Raw genomic sequence first — 17,576 nt, 5'->3', positions numbered from 1 at the left:
GGTCTCGCTGGGACGCGCAGCAAGCGGCCCTCGCCGGCGCGCCGTGCCCGTCGCGAATGCCTGGAGAGGTTTATGAAAATCCTTCGCGATTGGCGGCGACTGACCCCGGACGATCGGGGTGCGGCGATCGCGTTCGGTGACTTCGACGGGGTCCACCAAGGCCATGTCCAGCTGATCGCCGCCGCGGCAGCGGCCGCCCGTGCATTCCGGACACCCTTGGGGGTCGTCAGCTGCGCTAGCCCGCGCCAAGACGCTGACGTCCAGCCCTGCCTGACCACCCCCGACCAGACGATCCGCCGACTTCAAGCCCTGGGTGTAGACCTCCTCTACCTGTTGGACATGGACGCGCAGGCCGCAGACCTTGGGAACGACGACTTCATCAGAGAAGTGCTCGTAGACGGGCTGGGCGTCCGACACGTGGCCACTGAGGGCGGCATGGGTTTGGGCCCGGGCGGGGTCCTCGGCGCGCTGCGCCGTTGCGGGGCGGCGTTCGGCTTCACCGTGTCGGAGAGCGACGCCGGCGCGCACCAGGACGTTTCGACGTGTTCGGCGCGGGTGCGCGAAGCGCTCCGGCGGGGTCGGCCTGATGAGGCGGCGGCAATGCTCGGCCGGCCCTTCGCCATTGAGGGCGTGGTCCAGCATGGCCGCAAGCTCGGCCGACGCCTAGGCTTTCCGACCGCCAACGTCCCCCTCGGCGACTATGTGACGCCCAGGTTCGGCGTCTACGCCACACGCACACGGTTTGAGGACGGCCGGCAACTCCCTGGCGTCGCGCACATCGGCGTCAACCCAACGACCGGGGAAGTCGCGCCGGTGCTGGAGGTCTGGCTGTTTGACTTCGCTGACGACATCTACGGTCAGACGATAGAGACGGACCTCGTCGCCTTTCAGCGACCTCAAGAGACGTTCGCCAGTGTCGATGCCATGGTCGAGCAAGTCCATCTCGACGCGGCGGAAGCGCGCCGCCGCCTGGGGCTGACGCCCTGCCCCCCGTTGGCGGCGCCTCCTGCGCAAAGCCGGATCGACCGGCCCGCCTGAATTGGGACGCGAACGAGATCGACTTCGGCTCGCCCCCAATACACTATCTACACTTGACGCTCGCGCGAACGTTCCGACTAAATCACTTTACCAACAATGCATCCCACGACTGCGAGGGGGCGGACTTGCCAGACCTTTTCGATCCCATCAGTTTCGGCGCCATTCAGGCCCGCAACCGCATTGTGATGGCGCCCATCACTCGGGGGCGGGCGACCCGGGACCATGTGCCTACGCCCATGATGGCCGACTACTATCGGCTGCGGGCGGACGCGGGCCTCATCATCACGGAAGCCACCGGCGTCTGCCCGCAGGGCCTTGGCTGGCCCTACGCGCCCGGCATCTGGTCTGAGGCGCAGGTCGAGGCCTGGAAGCCCGTGGTCGACGCCGTGCATCGGGCGGGCGGCAAGATCGTCTGCCAGCTCTGGCACATGGGACGAGCAGTCCACTCGAACTTCCCAGGTCGCGGACAGCCAGTCTCCGCCTCGGCGACCACGGCGCCCGGGCTTGCGCACACCTACGAGGGCCGGGCGCCCTACCCCGAGGCCCGGCCGTTGCGGGCGGACGAAATCCCAGCTCTGCTCGAGGACTTCAGCCGCGCGGCGCGAAATGCACAGCGCGCCGGGTTCGACGGTGTGCAGATTCACGCCGCGAATGGTCACCTGATCGACCAGTTTCTCCGCGACGGCACGAACTTCCGAACCGACAACTATGGCGGATCGATCGACAACCGAGGCCGCCTGCTACGGGAGGTCGCCAAGGCCGTCGTCGACACGATCGGCGCGGCCCGCACCATCGTGCGCCTGTCGCCCAATGGCGAGCGTCAGGGCGTGAAGGACAGCAACCCCCTGGAGGTCTTCACCCGCGCCGCCGGAGTGCTATCCGACATGGGGATCGCCTTCCTGGAGATTCGCGAGTCCGATCCGAAAGCCCCCAATGGCGCTTTGGGTTTGCCGGCGGTCGGACGCCTCATGCGCGCAGCGTTCAAGGGGACCTTCGTCATCAGCACGGACTACGATAGGGCGCAGGCGCAAGCGGCCCTCGACGCCGGCCGCGCGGATGCTGTCTCCATCGGGCGGAAGTTCATCAGCAACCCGGACTTGGTTCGCAGATTCCAACGTGGCCTTCCCCTAACTCCGGACGATCCAGAAACCTGGTACACTCAGGGCCCGCAAGGCTATCTGGATTACGCTCTGGCCACCTGACGGCGCCACGCACCACGACGCCGGTCCGACCTCGAGGCGGGGGAAGGCGCTCAGGTGCGCTCGCCGTCCGACCCCGCCGCGCCACGGCTCAAGGTGGCGTTCTGATAGGCGGGGTCCCCGGTCACCTCCAGGCCGAGCCAGGGCGGAAGCTCGATGATCTCATCCGGGCGCGTGAGCTCGACCTCGGCGAGGAGAAGGCCGGCGTGGACGCCGAGAAATTCGTCGACGGTCCAGGTGCGCCCGGCGAAACTCAGGCGGTGTCGGACCTTCTCGATCACCCGCGCGCCGCATAGGCTTCGCAGCAGTTCCTCCCCGTCGACCACGGGGATGTCGTACTCGTACTCGCTACGCACTAGGCCGGCCCGGCCTCCCTTGATGGTGATGGCGCAACGGTCACCGGTGCGGCGGACCCGGATCGACAAGTCGGGCAGGGCCACGAGATAGCCCTGCACGAGACGTTCGGCGACCGCCCCCTCGCGCCAAGCCACGCCGGCGACGAGGAACTTTCGCTCGATTTCAAGGGGCATGCGAGGGCTCTACGGAAGGGTCACGGCCAGCACGGAATTCAGGCCGCCGAAGCCGAATGAGGCGGATATTGCGGCACGATAGGTGATGGCCTCGGGGGCCAGCACCAGCGGCAGCTCGCAGTCGGGATCCAGCTCCAGATAGTTGAGAATTGGCGGCGCGAGGCCGTGCGCGAGCGCCTTGACCGCGAGGATGAGCTCCATCGCCCCGGTCGCGCCGAGCATATGGCCATGCGCCGACTTCGTGGCGATCACCCGGTTCTGCGACAGGTGCGCGCCGTAGACGTCCTGCAGCACCCAGGACTCGGTGACGTCATTCAAGGCGGTGCCGGTGCCGTGCGCGCTGATCAGTACGCCTGTGTCCAGCGGCAGCCCCGCGTCCTCATGCGCCGCCCGCACCGCGGCCGCCGCGCTTTTCGCATTGGGCTGGGTCATATGCGCGGCGTCCGAACTGGCCCCGGCCCCCGCGAGGTAGCAATGCGCCCTCGCGCCGCGCCGGCTCGCCGAGACCTCGCTTTCCAGGATCAGCGTCGCTCCGCCCTCGCCCAGGATGGTGCCGTCGCGCCCCTTGGAGAAGGGCCGGCAAGCGGACGGCGACGTGGCCTGCAGGGCGCCCCAGCTGCGCATCGCGCCGTAGGTCAGGCTGGCGTCGGCGCCCCCGACGATGACCATGTCGGCGCGGCCTGAACGAATGAGGTGCATCCCCTCGGCGATGGCATGGGCCGATGAGGCGCAGGCTGTGGCGACGGTGAGGCAAAGCCCGCGCACCCCGAAAAGGATGGAAAGGTGCGACGCCGGCGCGCTCGACATCAGGCGCGGCACCGTGAGCGGATGCGGCTGGCCGCCGCCGGTCAGAAACATGCGCGCATAGGCGGCTTCGATCGACACGAGGCCGCCCGAGCAAGCGCCATAGACGATGGCCGCCCGCTCCAGCACCGCCTGTCCAGGCTCGACCCCGGCGTCGCCGAGCGCCTCCAGGGTGGCGACGGCAGCCAGGTTGGCGAACCGATCCACCGCAAGGATTGGCTTGCGTCCGAATTGCGCCATCAGCGCCGGTAGGGGATCGTTCGTGACCGCGGCGACCACCGCCTCGGTTGAGACGCCCTCCCCATCGACCGGGAAAGTCTGTCGCGCGGCCCCTCCGCGGCCGTTCAGGACGTTGTCCCACGCCTGATCAACGCCCTGTCCGATGGCGCTGACACAGCCCATCCCGGTCACGACGACGCGCGTCATGCCGCTTGCCCGCCAGTCACCACGGCCGGGAGCGGGGCGGCGAAGGCCACCGTCGGGCTCACGCGCCACCCGAGGCCGCAAGCGCCGATCTGGTTTCGCGCGCGATGAAGTCGCAGATCTCGGCGACGAGGAAGGGGCTCACCTCGGCCGGCTCGTCGCCGTACTCGGTCGTCAGCCAGGCGCGGAAGGGGAGCTTCACGCCGCAATCCTTTTCTATCCGAAACGCAGTGTTCAATAAGTCCAAGCTGTCGATATCCAGGTCGTTCAGCAGATGGACCTGCGGCAGGATCAGCCCGGGATCGGTCCCGCATTCCTCCGCCAAGGCAGTCCGCACGACGTCAAGCGCATCCATCTCTGTTCCTTTCGGCTAGATTTCCTGCAGCCGCGCCGCGAGGAACCCGATATCGTCGCCGCGGAAGGCGGCCGCTCTCGACCACATCTGCATGGCGCGAATGATCTCTCGCTGCCCCGTGCGCCCAAGCGCCGCCGGCAATTGGCCGGGTAGACGCCCAAGCACCTCATCCCCCAGATCCAGCATCGCGCGGGCGAGATCGCCGGCGCGCAACCCGCCTTCGTCGAGCTTTAGCCTCACCCTGAGATCCGTGCTGGAAAGACCGAAGACGGGCAGGCCGCGCTGCAGGGCGTGCGCGGCGCGGTGAACCGGCCCGACAGCGGTGTCCTGCCCGAGGAGTGCGTCTTCCATTGCCTGCAACGCAGCCACCAAGCGCCAGCGCAAGGCCGACAGGTAGGCGAGACGGCCGTCGGCGCCGGCCACGTCCTCCAACGCATTCTGCAGGTACGAGAGGGCATGCCAGTAGAAGTCGATCAGGCAGATGAGGGAGTCCGCCAGCAGTATCCGCGCCTTGGGTTCCGTTTCCGGCGGGCTCGGTGGGATGACAGGAGCGGCACCTTGCGCGCTGTGCCCAAGCCTTAGGAATCCGCCCTCAAGAAGGGCGAGGGCCATGGCCGCGGCGGCGGGTGACGCCGTCTCGCCGCCAGCCGCCAGCAGCCGCTCGTACGCCTGACGGTCCACCACGGCGGCCCGATGGTGGGTCTGAAGAACGAGGGCGCCGGGTAGGAAGTCGTTGACCGCCACATCGGCGTTCACCGCAAGGTGAGGCCGCCCCCCCGCGACCGCCGCCAGGAGCTGCCGTTCAAGGTCGTCGCGCAGCTGCGACAACCCCTGCCCCACAGCGGCGGCGGCGGGGGACTCGATCAGGCGCCGAGTCTCGTCGACCTGCTCAGCAAGGCGCCGCACCACCGCCGGCAACCCTTCCCGGTCGAACCGCGCCCAGCGTTCCAGCGTCCACTTCGTGTTGGACTGAAAGTGACCGCAACTCGCCATGACGCAGTCCATAGCCGCCGCGACGGCCGCCTGGGCGTAGGCGCGCGCCGCCGCGGCGAAGCCTGCCCGCACGGCAAGCCCCTGCAGAAAGGTCTGCTCGACGACGGCCGCGAAGAACACCAAGGTCGCCCACCGCCCGAGCGTGCTGATCCGACCACGATACTCGGGATCCCCGTCGAACCGCGCGCCGTTCACGAGGCGCTCGAGATCCATCCACTTGATCGGGAGGCGGCCGGCCGGATAGCCCTCGCCACGGCCCCATGCGGCGATCTCATCCTCGACGGCGTCGAAGCTGGCGTCGATCTGCCGCCGCAAGAGCACCTTCACCCCGACGCGCCGATCGGCGAAGAACAGCATGCGCGACATGCTGATCTCCTGGCTTGAGGGGTCATCGGTCACCAGCAGCAGGTCGATATCGCTCGTCGATCCGCCGAGGCCACGTGGAATAGTGCTCACGTAGTAGGCTGCGGCGTTCCCGGGGAACCCGCGGAGGACCTGAGCCTCCAATCCCGCCCGGTCGATGTTCCACCGGCCGAAGTAGTCCTCGACATTCCGTCGGCCTTCGCTGTTGGCGCGATCGGGAGCCGTCAATATCTCGGGTCGGAGCATCATGCGCCGGCGCCCTCCCCGGCCAGAAGCCAGTCTGGCCGGCGCGCGCCGAGGACGCGGCGCTCGTTGCAGGTGATCCAGAAGTCCAGGACGCGGTCCATGTAGGCGGCCGGATCCGGCGGCGGTCCACCGAGGGCGATCGCCTCGATCTCCCGACCGCTGCCCCCATGCGAGACATAACCCGCCATCAGTTCGCTGATCTCTTCGACCTTCGCGAACCGCTGCGAGAGATTCCAACTCTTGGAACTCCGCATCAGGAACCGGAACTGACGCTCCGCCAGGATCGAGATCTCCGGCAGGGGCGGCTGCTGATGCCGTCGCCGCAGCGCATCCACGCGGCCGACGGCCAGGCGCGCGAGCGATTGGAGCGGCATGGCGCGGCGTCCCGCGGCGGCGACCAGGCGAAGCATTTGACCGGGAGGCCGAGGCATCGCGGCCGCGCGGACCGCCTGCTCCCAGACGAAGTCGACAGGCACGCAGTCGACGCAATAGTCCGGATCTGCGATCAAGCAGGGCACCTCGGCGAGGGCGAGGATCCGGATCAGGGGGTAGAGCCCGTTGAAACGAGACATCCACCCGTCCGACGACGTTCCCACGACGAGGCTGCAGCGCATGATCGAAATGTCGACAAGCCCGGCGAACTCCGCGGCCAGCAAACGCTCAGCGGCCAGCTTCGTCGCTTCGTAGGGGTTCCGCGGCGGATGCTCTTCTGAGCAAAATGCGGTGGACAGGAAGACGAGGCTTGGTGTTTGGCGGCTCACCGTCACGGCCAGCTGCGCCACCCGTCGCGTCCCGTCGATGTTGATCGGCGCGGCCAAGCGCTCCGACTTGGTCCACGAGACTTCGCCGGCGCAGTGCAGCACCAGCGACCGCTCGCTTTTCCCAAGCTTCGCGGTCACCGCGAGAACCTCGTCCTCCCGTGTCAGGTCGGCGAACACGGGCGTGATGCGGCTTGCGATCTCGGGCCCGACTGCGCGCCCCAGGCGCTCCAGCGCGTTGGGATCGCGAAGGATGCATACAGTCGGCGGCGAGCCCTCATCGACCAGCCGGCGCACGAAATAGGCACCGACCGCGCCCGTGGCGCCCGTGAGGATGACGCGATCGAAATCACTCATTGGCTTGTGGAACGAGACGGCTCTGCCGTTCGAGCTCCTCAAGCATCTGTCGGCAGTTCGATCGGATCGCGATCTCACCCAGGGGATGCAGGACGTCCGCTAGGGCCGGAACTCCCAGGTCGAAGGTCACATCGTAACGCGCCAGGACTTGCCCGTCGACGACGGCTGTCTCGAAGGACCCGGCCCACTCTGCGAGATCTCCTTCAATCTGTTGGAAGGTCATCCTCCGGTTGGCGTCGTCATACTCGTCCTGCTCAATCCAGCGCAGCTCGTTCCCGTTGAGCAGGACAATCCAGGAAGTCGCGTTGATGACATGCGGCATTGCGCACGGCTCGACACTGACGACTTGGTCCATGAACATCGGATAGTCCGTCAGACGTCTCGCGATGGACCAGACGCGGTCAACGGCCACATTCCGCATCGACCGCTCCACAACCACCTGCGGCATCACCTGCTCCACCACCATCACCAGGTCCGCACGACGCGATCTGGTCCGCGTCTGATCATCAAGGTCGCGCCCCGATGTAGACCCGTAAATATATCTTCAAATGCAATATGAATGTAAACAGTCTATCTGGCATCGACCACGCACTTTACGCCGCTCAGCCGGTCACAAAAGATCGGCCCACGATCGGATCGCGCGGTCATTGCGGCCGCTGAGCCAGTCCCCTTTGGGCGCCATGCATGCCTCGCCGGGCGCCTCATCGCACGGATCGTCGCGACGTCTTCGGCCGGGCGGGTGCGCAGCACTCAAGGGCGGGTCAGCACTCCGCACAGACGGCCGCCAACTCGCGTATCGCCGACGCCAGCAGCGTAAGCGCGAGGCGATGATGGCCCTGGGCGGCCTCGCTCGCCGGCGGCGTCGCCAGCAATTCGGCCGCCTCAATGGCGCGAAATATGGCCAAGACACCCTCAAGGCGGGACAAGATGGAGGCGCGCATGTCCTCCGCCGGCCCGGCTCGGGCAGTGTCATCGGCCACGCGCAAATCCTCCAGGGGCGTCGCCCGCCCTGCTCTGCGCACCAGCCATCAGGCCTCCTGCTCGCCCGGTCCGACCAACCCCTGGCCATTCAGCGCAGGACGAGATGTCATCGAGGCCTCTTGGCGCCGCCCCCGCGTCCCGACTCGGGCGATGGAAGGGCCCGAGGGGAGCATGAAAGGCGACACGCGGGTCATGGCTGGGCCCTTCAGAACGCCCGCAGGGCCGAGGTGACAGGTATGCGCGCAGCGGCGATCGCCGGGGCGAGGCCGCCGATCAGCCCGATCAGGCTGGCCCAGGCCACGGCCACTCCCAGAAGAGGAGGCGTGATCTGGACCGCGAAGCTCAAGTCATAGGCAGAGGCCTCCTGACCCCCGACCAGAAGAGCGGCCGCCGCTCCGCCGGCAAGACCTGCCAGTGCACAAAGCAGCACGGCCTCGGCCAGGATCGCGCCGAAAATCGGGCCGGTTTCGAAGCCGATGGCCCTGAGCGTCGCGATCTCGCGCCGCCGCGCCTCGATCATCGCGTATAGGGCGTTGACTGCGGTGAAGGCGGCGCCGATCCCCATGACGGCGCCAATGAACAGGCCCAGAAATCGCAGAAGGGAAGTCAGCTGCCGGGTTTGGGCCTGGACGAAGTCGCGATAGCTCTGGGCGCGGGCGTCGAGCCGACGATCAGCGGCGATCGCCCTGGCGAAGTCCGGCAAGGCTTCCGGCCCCGTCAGCCGCACGAGCAGACTCTGGTAGGTTGGTCGATTGAGCACTGATTGTAGGGAGAGGTCGTCGGTGAAGACCCCGCTTTCATCGAAGCCGCCGGCGCTCTCGGCGATCCCGACCACGGTCCATTCGGCGGCCTGCAACCGAATGCGGTCGCCCAGTTCAAAGTGCCTGAACCGCGTGCGCACCGCCCGGCCGACGACAAGTTCCCTTTGGCCGCTGCGGTACAGGCGGCCCTGGACGATCCTGGTCGGTCGTAACCGATCCCAGACCTCCGGATTGAGCCCGCGCACCGCGATCTCGATCGCCGATCCGTCGGTCTTCTTCGTAGCCTGGAGCGTGGAGACCACCAGCGGCAGGACGTCGGGGCGCCCCGCGTGGTCGCGGGCGACGCCAGGGGCTTCGCCGACGGCGGCCACTTGGTCGCGGGTGAACGCGCCCAGGTCCTCGGCCGCTGCGCCGTTCGATAGGACGATCGCCCGGTCGGCCGCGATCTGGTCATGCGCTAGGTTTCGGACGCCGGAGGCGACGCCCAGCAGGGCGACCATGACGGCGACTGCGCTGCCGACCCCGATCACCGCCACTAAGGCCGCGCCCCATCGCCGAGACATGGAGCCTAGGTTCATCGCCGCGATCGCCGCCATCTGCCTCAGCCGGTTCATCAGCCTCTCCCTATCGTCCTGAAAGCGCGGTGACGGCGCGCAGTCGCACGGCGGCCGCGGCGGGCGGAAGCCCTGTCGCCAGGCCTATCGCGAGGGCCAGGAGCATGCCGATCGCCAGGGCGGATTCGCCCTGCACCATCGGGAGTTTCATAGCCCGCCCGACGATTGGCAGCAGCACGGAGGCCAGGAGCAGTCCGGGCGCCGCGGCGAGCCCGCAGGTGAGGACCGCCTCCCCCAGAAACAGGCCTAGGATCACGTGGCGCTTGAACCCGAGCGCCTTAAGGACGCCGATCTCGGTCCGCCGCTCCCGGCCAGCTTGCAGCATCACCGCGCCGACGGACAATAAGAGGGCGAAGAAGACCGCGGCCGTGACGCCGCGCACGATGACGCCGACATCCCCGATGCTCTTGACCGTGTCGCGGGCGATCTGTTGCTGGCTGGAGGTCTTTGTTTCCGGCGCGGCGTTGGCGAACGCCGCATCGATCCCGACGGCGACGCGGTCAGCATCGGCCGGGTCGCCGATGCGAACGAGTAGGCTGTTGACCATGCCCCTTCCCCGCGATCGCCCCGCATCGAGATAGTCGTACTGAAGGAGCATCGCCCCGACGAGCAGAGCATTCTCGGACCTGTAGGTCCCGACGATATCGACCGGCCAGATCGCCGTGCCGTCGCGGTTCGTCCACAATCTGGAATTAATGGGCACCCTGTCCCCCACCGCCCAGCCGTAGGTTCTGGCGAGTTCCTCGCTCACTATTGCCCCTGATCGGGTCGCGTTGAATCGGGCGAGCTGAGCGGGAGCGATATGGAAGGTCGGGCCAAACCCCATCTGGACGGAGTCGATGGCGAAGGCGCGCACCGGATTCGATGGGTCTTGGTAGGATCCCTGCAGGCTGACGAGCGGCGACACCTTGACGACGCCGGGCAGACTTCGGATGCGCTCGGCGTAGGCCACCGGCAAAGGCTGCGCTAAACCCATCCGGTTGCCCGTAACAAGCAAGGTCGCATCGACCCTCGATTGGGCGGCGGCGACCCCGCCGGCGAAGCCCTCCAGCAGGCCAAAGAGCAGGAAGGCGTTGGCCACCGACAACAGGAGAAGGCAGGTCCGGACCGGCTTGCGCCAAAGTCCTGCCCAAAGGAGCCAAAGATACTTCATGCGGCGAGCCCCCTGGCTTCCGGGGTGAGGACGCCCTTGTCGAGACGCAGGATTCGGCTGGCCGACGCCGCCGCCCTCGGGTCATGCGTCACCATCACGATAGTGGCGCCGCGAACCTCCTGCAGAAGACGAAGCAGGCCGAGAACCTCGTCGGCCGCCTCCCGGTCCAGATCGCCTGTGGGTTCGTCGCAGATCAGGAGCATGGGGTCGGCTACGATCGCGCGGGCGATCGCCACGCGCTGCTGCTGCCCCCCGGACAGTTCGGCCGGCTTATGCTTTCGCCGGTCGGCCAGGTTGACGAGCTCCAGGGCCGCAGCCACTCGCAGCTGCCGCTCCCGAGCCGAGAGTCCGGTCAGAAGCAGCGGGAGTTCGACATTCTGCGAGGCGGTCAGCACCGGCATCAGATTGTAGAACTGGAAGACAAACCCCACATGGCGCGCGCGCCATGTGGCGAGTTCGCTTTCCGACAACGCCTCCAGAGATTGCCCGTCAACGACGATCCGGCCGGACGTCGGCCTGTCCAGTCCGGCCATCAGGTTCAAGAGGGTGCTCTTGCCTGAACCCGACGGGCCGACCAGCGCCAGGAACTCGCCGCGGGCGACCTGCAGGTCCAGATGCTGCAGCACGGGCACGCCCTGCCCGCGCCGATGATATTCTTTTGAGACATCCAGCAGTTCTATCAAAGTCGTCATAGGCGCTCCGCGGTCTCGAGGTTGCAGCGGTCAGATCCTGTTCGCCATCGGGGCGATCCGGACCCGATCGCCCTTGGAAAGACCGGCCAGGGGCCGGGCCACAACGCGGTCTCCTGGCGAAAGCCCGGAAACGACGACCTGTTCGTCCCCGGCTAGGGCGCCCAGGACAATCGGTCGCTCGTGCACTCGCCCGCCCTCGACAACGAACACCGCCGGTCCGGGGCGGATGGCTGGGCGCGGCAGGACGATGTTCGGCGCGCGCTTCGGGGTCCGCGGCCCATCCTGCAGGAACGCCACCTGGGCCCCCATCTCCGGAACAAGACGCGGGTCCCGTGTCTTGAAGCCTATCCGGACCGAGACTGTGGCCTTTGACCGGTCCGCCGTCGGAATGACCGCGATCACTTCCGCCGGAATGTCGGTGCTCGGGTAGGCGTTGAGTTTGACCGTCGCCGGCATCCCCGGCGTGACCCGATCGATCAGCTTCTCACTGACGTCGACCTGCACCTCGAGGGTGCTCATGTCGACGATCGTGCAGATTCCGGTCCGGGTGAATCCTCCGGCCGACGTCGGCGAGACGATTTCACCAGGTTGGGCCGCCTTGACGGTGATGACGCCGCTGAACGGCGCCCGAACGACACCGTCCTGCAGATACTGCAGGGCGAGGCTGACCCCGGCCTCGGCCGCACGCGCCTCCCGCGCGGCGACTTCGACAGTCTGGCGCGCGTCGTCGAGGGCCGCCTGCGCGTCCTCCACGGCTTGGTCGCTCACATAGCCCTGCGCATGCAGGCTGCGGCTCCGCTCAAGTCTTGGGGCGGCGTTGATGAGCCGCGCCTTGGACTGGCGAACCGACGCCAGGGCGACGTTCCGACGTGCGATCGCCTCGTCCAGCTGCGCCTGGGTCACGCTGGTGTCGAGCAAGGCGATTATGGCGCCCTTCTCAACGGCCTGGCCCTCCTCGACCGGAACTTCGATGACACGGCCGATGACCCTGCTTGCCACCGTCGCCTGGCGCCTGGCGACCACATAGCCTGAAGCCTCAAGCACCCGCCCCACGGCCTCCGGCTGGCGAAGCTCGACGACGATGGTCTCCACGGCAGGCGGGGGCCGGAGCGCCAGCCACCCCATCAGCGCAGCAGTCAGGATGGCGGTCACGCCCGCCGCAACCAGATAGTGCCGCCCCCGCTGGCCCGGCCGGGTCGACCGAGGGGGCGGGCGGTCGAGTCTGAGCTGGTCGAGGAGCGCTTGCCGGTTCATCCGCCCCAGTGAAACCCCGTCAAAAGCCCACGAGACCCAAATCTATCGGTCAGCCGCAAAGTGTATCATTGAATTGCCGGGATCCGTCAAATGTCAACGGACTTTAAACTTCCAAACCTAGGCGCCCCGATTGGGGACGGGCCGATCCAGCCAAATGGTTCGCTTGCATCTTCGGCGTTGCGGGCCGGGACACTGTCGCGGTGACCGCTGGTAGAAAGTCATGACAAGATGGATTGACAATCAATCATCCCTACACTCAAAGATTGCGCGACGCTGGCATGGGGATGGCTGTGGGCGATGACCTGTCCTACTGGGCGCGCGGCACGGCGCTGGCGGTGGCGCGCTATGCCGTCATCGTCGCAACCGTTGGCGTCCTGATCTCGGTCCTGCCACGAACTGTCGCGCCACGGATTCAGCCCCGGTCGCCGCGGCCGGCGCAGCTTCGGCGCGAGGCCATCAGTTCCATCGTGAGCGCGGTGATCTTCTCATCGATCCTTTACGTCTCGGTGATGGCCCACCTGATCTCCCCGCAGCCCTTCGAGTCACTGCCGATCTGGCGCTGGGCGGTCGCGCTGCTTGTTCTTCTGATAGGCCACGACACCTGGTTCTACTGGACCCATCGGCTGCTCCATACGCGCGCCTTCTGGCCAATTCACCAGCTGCATCACCAGTCACGCACGCCCACAGTGCTCACCGCCTACGCGTTCCACCCGCTTGAGGCCCTCGTCAACGGCGCCTTCATCCTGCCGGCAAGCTTGATCACGCCGCTCTCCTATCCGGTTCTGGTGGCGTTCATGGTCACCATGATCGCGCGCAACGCGATGGCGCACGGCGGCCGGGAGGTGTTCCCTGCGGGTCGTGACGGACACCCGCGCCTGGGCTGGATGACGACGGTGACCCACCACGATCTTCACCACCAACGGGGGGCCGGCAATTACGGCCTCTACTTCAGCTTTTGGGACCGGATCATGGGCACCGAGCGCGCCGACTATCTGGACGCTTATCGCCGGGCCCGAAACGGCGCTTCCGTGGGCGTTTCACCTCAACCCATCGAGGGCGATCCCGTCGCCGAAACCCCTGCCGCCCACAGCGGGCAAAGGCCATGAACGCGATGTGGCGGCGCCCGAGCGGAGGGACATTCGCTCTCGACCATCGCGGACGGAGGAATGCGCGTGACGGGCGTTGAGGCCGCATTCAACGCGACGACGGGGGCCCCCGTGCCCGATCTCGCCACCGTGCCGAGTCAGTCGGCAACGAAGCGCCACTACTTCGCGCAGGAGACCTCGTACCGGGAGACCTGGGCGCTGATCCAGGACATGGCGGGCCGCGGAGCCAACGCCGCCTGGAGCCGGCACACCTACATTCTCTTCAAGCCCGACGCCGTCGTGAGCCATGCCGTGCGCAAAGGCCTAGCCTTGCTCGCCGAATGCGGCTTCGAAGCTCTCGCTTGCGCGCCGCTGAGCATTACGCGGCATCAGCTCCGCGAACTGTGGCGCTTCGACATGAACAAGGTTCCGGTCGAACGCCTGGCCGCCGCGGACCTTCTATTCTCCGCCGGCGAGGCGCTGGTGGTGCTCTTGCGCGATCCCACGGGATCGGGCGCCAGCGAGCGCCTGCGAGATCTTAAGGGGCACGCGAAGAGCGCCAACCGGGCGCCAGATCAGCTTCGGGCCAGACTCGGCGCCGGCGACTTCCTTCTCGACTTTGTGCATTCCCCGGACGAACCGGCCGATATGGTTCGCGAACTCGGACTGCTGCTGACACGCCGCCAGCTCGCGCATTTCGTCTCGGTAATGACAGGCGCCGCATCCGCGGAACCTGCGGAAGTCGTGGCGATGGCGGGCGCCATGGAAGGCCAGGTAGGCCACCATCCCCTGGACCTGTCGGCCAGTCTAGGTCGCTTCGCCGCTGCCTTCGGCGACCGACCGCGCCCCGAGATCGCCCGCCCCACGCCGGCCCCACTTCAGGCCGGCGCGGCAGATTGGCAGGAGGTCCTCGACGCGCTGTTGCAGGCCCGGACGCCCTCCCCACTCCCTCAGCTGGAGCGGATCCATGGGCTCCCCGAACGTATCCTCGCCCTGGCCGCCGGCGATCCGAGAAGGCGGCTTTGGCCTGACCAGGATTTGGAGCTATGGGACACCGTCGTCATCGCCGCCAAGCTCAGCCAGCGCGATCTCGGCGGCGTGAAGTCCCTCCTGGAAGAACCTCTGGCCGTGGCCTGATCGGCGGCTGCGGCCAAGGCGGACCGATCTCGGACCGCTGTTCGGATCAGCGGTAGGCGCTCGGCGGCGCCCCCACTAGTTCCACCGCCGCAGCCTCGGCGGCCAGTGGATCGTGCGACGCGATGGCCGCGGCGAGGGCGCGGTGGCGGTAAACGTCCTGCAGCTGATCCTCCGCCGACTGCTTCTCCATCTCCCAGATCCAGAACCGACTGGCGAGATTTTGCAGATGCATCACAAAGCGGGCCAGGGTCGGGTTGTAGGTGGCGCGCGCCACGGCGGCGTGGAAGGCGCGGTCCATGCCCAGCAAGACCCGGAGTTCGCAAGCCGCCACGGCGCTCTCGGCGCCGTCAAAGGCCTGGACGATCACCGCAATGTCCGCCGCCTTCGCGGCCCTCGCGGCGAGCGACGCAGCGCGCCCCTCGAGCAGGCGCCGCACGTCGTAGGCGTGCTCGATTTCCCGGATATCGAGTGGCGAAACCGCAGTCCCGACCCGGGGCCGGCGCATGACTAGGCCCTCCAAGGCCAGGCGGCCCAAGGCGTCACGCACCCCCGCCACACCTGCTGCGTACTGGCGCGCCAGGGCCCTCTCATCGAGCATGTGCATCGGCGGCAGCTCGCCGAGGATAATGTCGAGCAGGATCCGCTCGTAGATGCGCGTCTTCTGCAAGCCCGGCGCCCACTCCCCATCGCTCAGGCCCGCCCTTCCTGAGGCCCACCCTTGCGGTTCCACCGAGGCGAGAGGAAACGAGCTCATTCGGGAGACCTGCACTGAAATATCAAGTGGGCGGAAATCTAACTTTCACATTCGATCAAATATAAATTTTAGGTCAATGCAAATCTATCCGGCTTGCTCAAATCTAAATTTGAACCATAGTGGCGACATGACTTTCACTCCCACGTTCGCGAGCAAGATGGCTGGCTTGGCGCCAGCCGCGAGATGGATCGCCGTCCCGGCGCTCCGGATCGCCGCGTTCAGCCCAGCGCGATAGGCGCGGAAGGCCTCCATGTTCTCCGGTATCGTCGAACGCATCGGCCGCAACGAAGCTTCGGTGATCGACGGCCCGGCCCGCCGCGCAATCCTCGACACCGGGTTCGACGACCTGACCCTCGGCGAGAGCATCGCAGTCAACGACTCCTGCCTTACCGTGCTCAGCTATGACGCTCACGGGATGGCCGAGACGTTCATCAGGGCGGAGACCTTGGCGAGAACGAACCTCGGCGCGGCTGGCGTCGGCGCTCGGGTCAACCTGGCGCGGGCCCTGCCCCTCGCCACGCGCCTGTCAGGACACCTGGTGCAAGGCCATGTGGACGGCAAGGCGCGGCTGTCCGCCCTCGAGAGCGACGGTGAGGCCCGGCGGGTCGAGTTGAGCCTGCCGGCCGATCTTTACCCCTTTTGCGTCGAGAAGGGCTCGATCACTCTCCACGGCGTCAGATTGACCCTGAACACCGTCGGCGACCCGACGCAAGGCGCCCAGGGTGAAGGCGCCCGCTTCGCGGTGGCCGTCACCTTGATCCCCCACACCTGGATTCACACCAACCTGCAGCACGCCGCCATCGGCGACGAGATCAATGTCGAAGTCGACGTGCTGGGCAAACACGTGGAGCGGCTATGTCACGCATATCTGACGCGATCGAACAGCTGAAGGCTGGGCGCATGATCATCCTGGTCGACGACGAGGACCGGGAGAACGAGGGCGACCTGGTGGTGGCCGCCGAATTCGCCACCGGCGAGCAGATTAACTTCATGGCCGGCAAGGCGCGCGGCTTGATCTGCCTGGCGCTGGAAGCCCCCACCGTGGACCGTCTGGGCCTGCCACCGATGGTCGCCGACAATCGCACCAGCCGCAAGACCGCCTTTACCGTGTCGATCGAGGCGAAGGTCGGCATCACCACCGGGATTTCGGCCTTCGAGCGCGCGCGCACCATCCAGGCGGCCATCGCGCCGGGCGCCACCGCAGCGGACATCGTGTCTCCGGGGCATGTGTTCCCGCTTCGCGCCGTTCCGGGCGGGGTGCTCGCCCGCCAAGGCCACACCGAGGGCTCCGTCGACCTGATGCGTCTGGCGGGCCTGACGCCGGCGGCCGTGATCTGCGAAGTGATGAAAGATGACGGCGAGATGGCCCGCCTGCCCGACCTCAAGCGTTTCGCCGAACAGCATGACCTGCTGATCCTGACCATCGCCGAGCTGGTCGCCCATCGCATGGCGACGGAAATCCTCGTCGACGAGATCGCCCAGGCGGCGCTGCCCTCCGCCTACGCCGATGTCCCGTTCCAGGTCCGCGCCTTCCGTAGCCGGATCGACGGGCGCGAACACCTCGCCATGGTGAAGGGCGCGCTGGTCGAAGGCGCCCTGACGCGCGTCCACTCGGAATGCCTGACGGGCGACGCCATGGGATCCCTCCGCTGCGACTGCGGCGCCCAGCTGCAGGCGGCTCTGCGGCGGATCGGCGAGAGCGAGTGCGGCGTGCTGATCTATCTCCATGGCCACGAGGGCCGAGGGGTCGGCCTGGCCAATAAGATCCGCGCCTATGCGCTGCAGGACGGCGGCCTGGATACGGTCGAGGCCAACGCGGCGCTGGGCTTCGCCGACGACCTGCGTGACTACGGCGTCGCCGCGCATATTCTGAAGAGCCTTGGTCTGAGCGAGGTCAAACTGCTCACGAACAATCCGCGCAAGTCCGCGGGCCTGCGCGCCTGCGGAGTCGAGGTCGCAGAGGAGCTGCCGCTCAGCCTGTCCGCCACCGCGCATAACGGCGCCTATCTCGCCGCCAAACGTGACAAGCTCGGCCATCGCCTTTCGCCGCCCGCCCGGCAAGATTTGACGGCGGCCTGA

General features: G+C 67.3%; 18 protein-coding genes. 6 read left to right on the top strand and 12 right to left on the bottom strand.

Annotated elements, in window-relative coordinates; genetic code table 11:
* Window positions 1-72: 72 nt before the first annotated feature.
* Window positions 73-1,038, top strand: a complete 966-nt coding sequence (locus ACO06I_RS22095) for a riboflavin kinase (RefSeq protein WP_421934773.1) — start codon at window positions 73-75, stop codon at window positions 1,036-1,038.
* A gap of 125 nt (window positions 1,039-1,163) precedes the next feature.
* Window positions 1,164-2,240 carry an alkene reductase gene (locus tag ACO06I_RS22090; RefSeq protein ID WP_421934772.1) on the top strand — a complete coding sequence of 359 codons (1,077 nt, stop codon included), beginning with the start codon at window positions 1,164-1,166 and terminating at the stop codon, window positions 2,238-2,240.
* Between the two features lie 50 nt (window positions 2,241-2,290).
* On the opposite strand, the gene ACO06I_RS22085 is transcribed toward ACO06I_RS22090, so the two are convergent.
* The 11 genes from ACO06I_RS22085 to ACO06I_RS22035 all read right to left on the bottom strand — a co-directional run bounded on the left by ACO06I_RS22085 (window position 2,291) and on the right by ACO06I_RS22035 (window position 12,419).
* Window positions 2,291-2,767: a CYTH domain-containing protein gene (locus ACO06I_RS22085; RefSeq protein ID WP_421934771.1), complete on the bottom strand. Its 477-nt coding sequence runs from the start codon at window positions 2,765-2,767 to the stop codon at window positions 2,291-2,293.
* Window positions 2,768-2,776: 9 nt separating this feature from the next.
* Window positions 2,777-3,997, bottom strand: coding sequence for a beta-ketoacyl-[acyl-carrier-protein] synthase family protein (locus ACO06I_RS22080; RefSeq protein WP_421934770.1), 1,221 nt, complete (start codon window positions 3,995-3,997; stop codon window positions 2,777-2,779).
* A 58-nt stretch (window positions 3,998-4,055) separates the two neighbouring features.
* Complete coding sequence (locus ACO06I_RS22075) at window positions 4,056-4,349, bottom strand: phosphopantetheine-binding protein (RefSeq protein ID WP_421934769.1); 294 nt, start codon at window positions 4,347-4,349, stop codon at window positions 4,056-4,058.
* A gap of 15 nt (window positions 4,350-4,364) precedes the next feature.
* On the bottom strand, window positions 4,365-5,954 hold the full coding sequence (locus ACO06I_RS22070) for a DUF6031 family protein (protein WP_421934768.1): 1,590 nt from the start codon (window positions 5,952-5,954) through the stop codon (window positions 4,365-4,367).
* Window positions 5,951-7,066: an SDR family oxidoreductase gene (locus tag ACO06I_RS22065; RefSeq protein ID WP_421934767.1), complete on the bottom strand. Its 1,116-nt coding sequence runs from the start codon at window positions 7,064-7,066 to the stop codon at window positions 5,951-5,953. Before ACO06I_RS22065 ends, ACO06I_RS22070 begins: the two co-directional genes overlap by 4 nt.
* Complete coding sequence (locus tag ACO06I_RS22060) at window positions 7,059-7,532, bottom strand: SRPBCC family protein (RefSeq protein WP_421934766.1); 474 nt, start codon at window positions 7,530-7,532, stop codon at window positions 7,059-7,061. The genes ACO06I_RS22065 and ACO06I_RS22060 overlap by 8 nt, the downstream gene beginning before the upstream one ends.
* 295 nt (window positions 7,533-7,827) lie before the next feature.
* The gene (locus ACO06I_RS22055; RefSeq protein ID WP_421934765.1) at window positions 7,828-8,046 is read right to left on the bottom strand and encodes a hypothetical protein; all 219 of its coding nucleotides are present in this window, start codon (window positions 8,044-8,046) and stop codon (window positions 7,828-7,830) included.
* A 206-nt stretch (window positions 8,047-8,252) separates the two neighbouring features.
* Complete coding sequence (locus tag ACO06I_RS22050; RefSeq protein ID WP_421934764.1) at window positions 8,253-9,422, bottom strand: ABC transporter permease; 1,170 nt, start codon at window positions 9,420-9,422, stop codon at window positions 8,253-8,255.
* Window positions 9,423-9,432: 10 nt separating this feature from the next.
* Complete coding sequence (locus tag ACO06I_RS22045) at window positions 9,433-10,575, bottom strand: ABC transporter permease (protein ID WP_421934763.1); 1,143 nt, start codon at window positions 10,573-10,575, stop codon at window positions 9,433-9,435.
* The gene (locus ACO06I_RS22040) at window positions 10,572-11,267 is read right to left on the bottom strand and encodes an ABC transporter ATP-binding protein (RefSeq protein WP_421934762.1); all 696 of its coding nucleotides are present in this window, start codon (window positions 11,265-11,267) and stop codon (window positions 10,572-10,574) included. Before ACO06I_RS22040 ends, ACO06I_RS22045 begins: the two co-directional genes overlap by 4 nt.
* Before the next feature lie 30 nt (window positions 11,268-11,297).
* Window positions 11,298-12,419 (bottom strand): efflux RND transporter periplasmic adaptor subunit, encoded by a 1,122-nt coding sequence (locus ACO06I_RS22035; RefSeq protein ID WP_421934761.1) that lies wholly within the window; start codon window positions 12,417-12,419, stop codon window positions 11,298-11,300.
* 392 nt (window positions 12,420-12,811) lie between these two features.
* Between ACO06I_RS22035 and ACO06I_RS22030 the strand changes: the two genes are divergently transcribed.
* A complete protein-coding gene (locus ACO06I_RS22030; RefSeq protein ID WP_421934760.1) occupies window positions 12,812-13,627 on the top strand; it encodes a sterol desaturase family protein in 816 nt (271 codons plus the stop codon).
* A gap of 60 nt (window positions 13,628-13,687) precedes the next feature.
* Window positions 13,688-14,743: a nucleoside-diphosphate kinase gene (locus ACO06I_RS22025; protein WP_421934759.1), complete on the top strand. Its 1,056-nt coding sequence runs from the start codon at window positions 13,688-13,690 to the stop codon at window positions 14,741-14,743.
* A 46-nt stretch (window positions 14,744-14,789) separates the two neighbouring features.
* Here the strand turns inward: ACO06I_RS22025 and ACO06I_RS22020 are convergent, their stop codons facing one another.
* Entirely contained in the window at window positions 14,790-15,410 is a 621-nt protein-coding gene (locus ACO06I_RS22020; RefSeq protein ID WP_421934758.1) for a GntR family transcriptional regulator, read from the bottom strand.
* Window positions 15,411-15,747: 337 nt separating this feature from the next.
* Here ACO06I_RS22020 and ACO06I_RS22015 point away from each other — a divergent pair, with 337 nt between their 5' ends.
* Together ACO06I_RS22015 and ribB are read left to right on the top strand one after the other, a co-directional pair.
* Window positions 15,748-16,386, top strand: coding sequence for a riboflavin synthase (locus ACO06I_RS22015; protein WP_421934757.1), 639 nt, complete (start codon window positions 15,748-15,750; stop codon window positions 16,384-16,386).
* Between the two features lie 11 nt (window positions 16,387-16,397).
* Window positions 16,398-17,576, top strand: coding sequence for a 3,4-dihydroxy-2-butanone-4-phosphate synthase (gene ribB / locus ACO06I_RS22010; protein ID WP_421934756.1), 1,179 nt, complete (start codon window positions 16,398-16,400; stop codon window positions 17,574-17,576).

Origin of the sequence: Phenylobacterium sp. (assembly GCF_965229015.1) — a bacterium.
Classification (GTDB): domain Bacteria; phylum Pseudomonadota; class Alphaproteobacteria; order Caulobacterales; family Caulobacteraceae; genus Phenylobacterium.
Note: the sequence above shows the minus strand (reverse complement) of the source record. Positions and strands in the feature narration are given on the sequence as shown.

Excerpts from the sequence above, each read along its gene's own strand:
- ribB (WP_421934756.1), top strand. The coding sequence starts at position 16,398 with ATGATCATCCTGGTCGACGACGAGGACCGGGAGAACGAGGGCGACCTG.
- ACO06I_RS22075 (WP_421934769.1), bottom strand. The coding sequence starts at position 4,349 with ATGGATGCGCTTGACGTCGTGCGGACTGCCTTGGCGGAGGAATGCGGG.
- ACO06I_RS22070 (WP_421934768.1), bottom strand. The coding sequence starts at position 5,954 with ATGATGCTCCGACCCGAGATATTGACGGCTCCCGATCGCGCCAACAGC.
- ACO06I_RS22040 (WP_421934762.1), bottom strand. The coding sequence starts at position 11,267 with ATGACGACTTTGATAGAACTGCTGGATGTCTCAAAAGAATATCATCGG.
- ACO06I_RS22050 (WP_421934764.1), bottom strand. The coding sequence starts at position 9,422 with ATGAACCGGCTGAGGCAGATGGCGGCGATCGCGGCGATGAACCTAGGC.
- ACO06I_RS22085 (WP_421934771.1), bottom strand. The coding sequence starts at position 2,767 with ATGCCCCTTGAAATCGAGCGAAAGTTCCTCGTCGCCGGCGTGGCTTGG.
- ACO06I_RS22060 (WP_421934766.1), bottom strand. The coding sequence starts at position 7,532 with ATGGTGGTGGAGCAGGTGATGCCGCAGGTGGTTGTGGAGCGGTCGATG.
- ACO06I_RS22065 (WP_421934767.1), bottom strand. The coding sequence starts at position 7,066 with ATGAGTGATTTCGATCGCGTCATCCTCACGGGCGCCACGGGCGCGGTC.
- ACO06I_RS22095 (WP_421934773.1), top strand. The coding sequence starts at position 73 with ATGAAAATCCTTCGCGATTGGCGGCGACTGACCCCGGACGATCGGGGT.
- ACO06I_RS22045 (WP_421934763.1), bottom strand. The coding sequence starts at position 10,575 with ATGAAGTATCTTTGGCTCCTTTGGGCAGGACTTTGGCGCAAGCCGGTC.
- ACO06I_RS22025 (WP_421934759.1), top strand. The coding sequence starts at position 13,688 with ATGCGCGTGACGGGCGTTGAGGCCGCATTCAACGCGACGACGGGGGCC.
- ACO06I_RS22080 (WP_421934770.1), bottom strand. The coding sequence starts at position 3,997 with ATGACGCGCGTCGTCGTGACCGGGATGGGCTGTGTCAGCGCCATCGGA.
- ACO06I_RS22015 (WP_421934757.1), top strand. The coding sequence starts at position 15,748 with ATGTTCTCCGGTATCGTCGAACGCATCGGCCGCAACGAAGCTTCGGTG.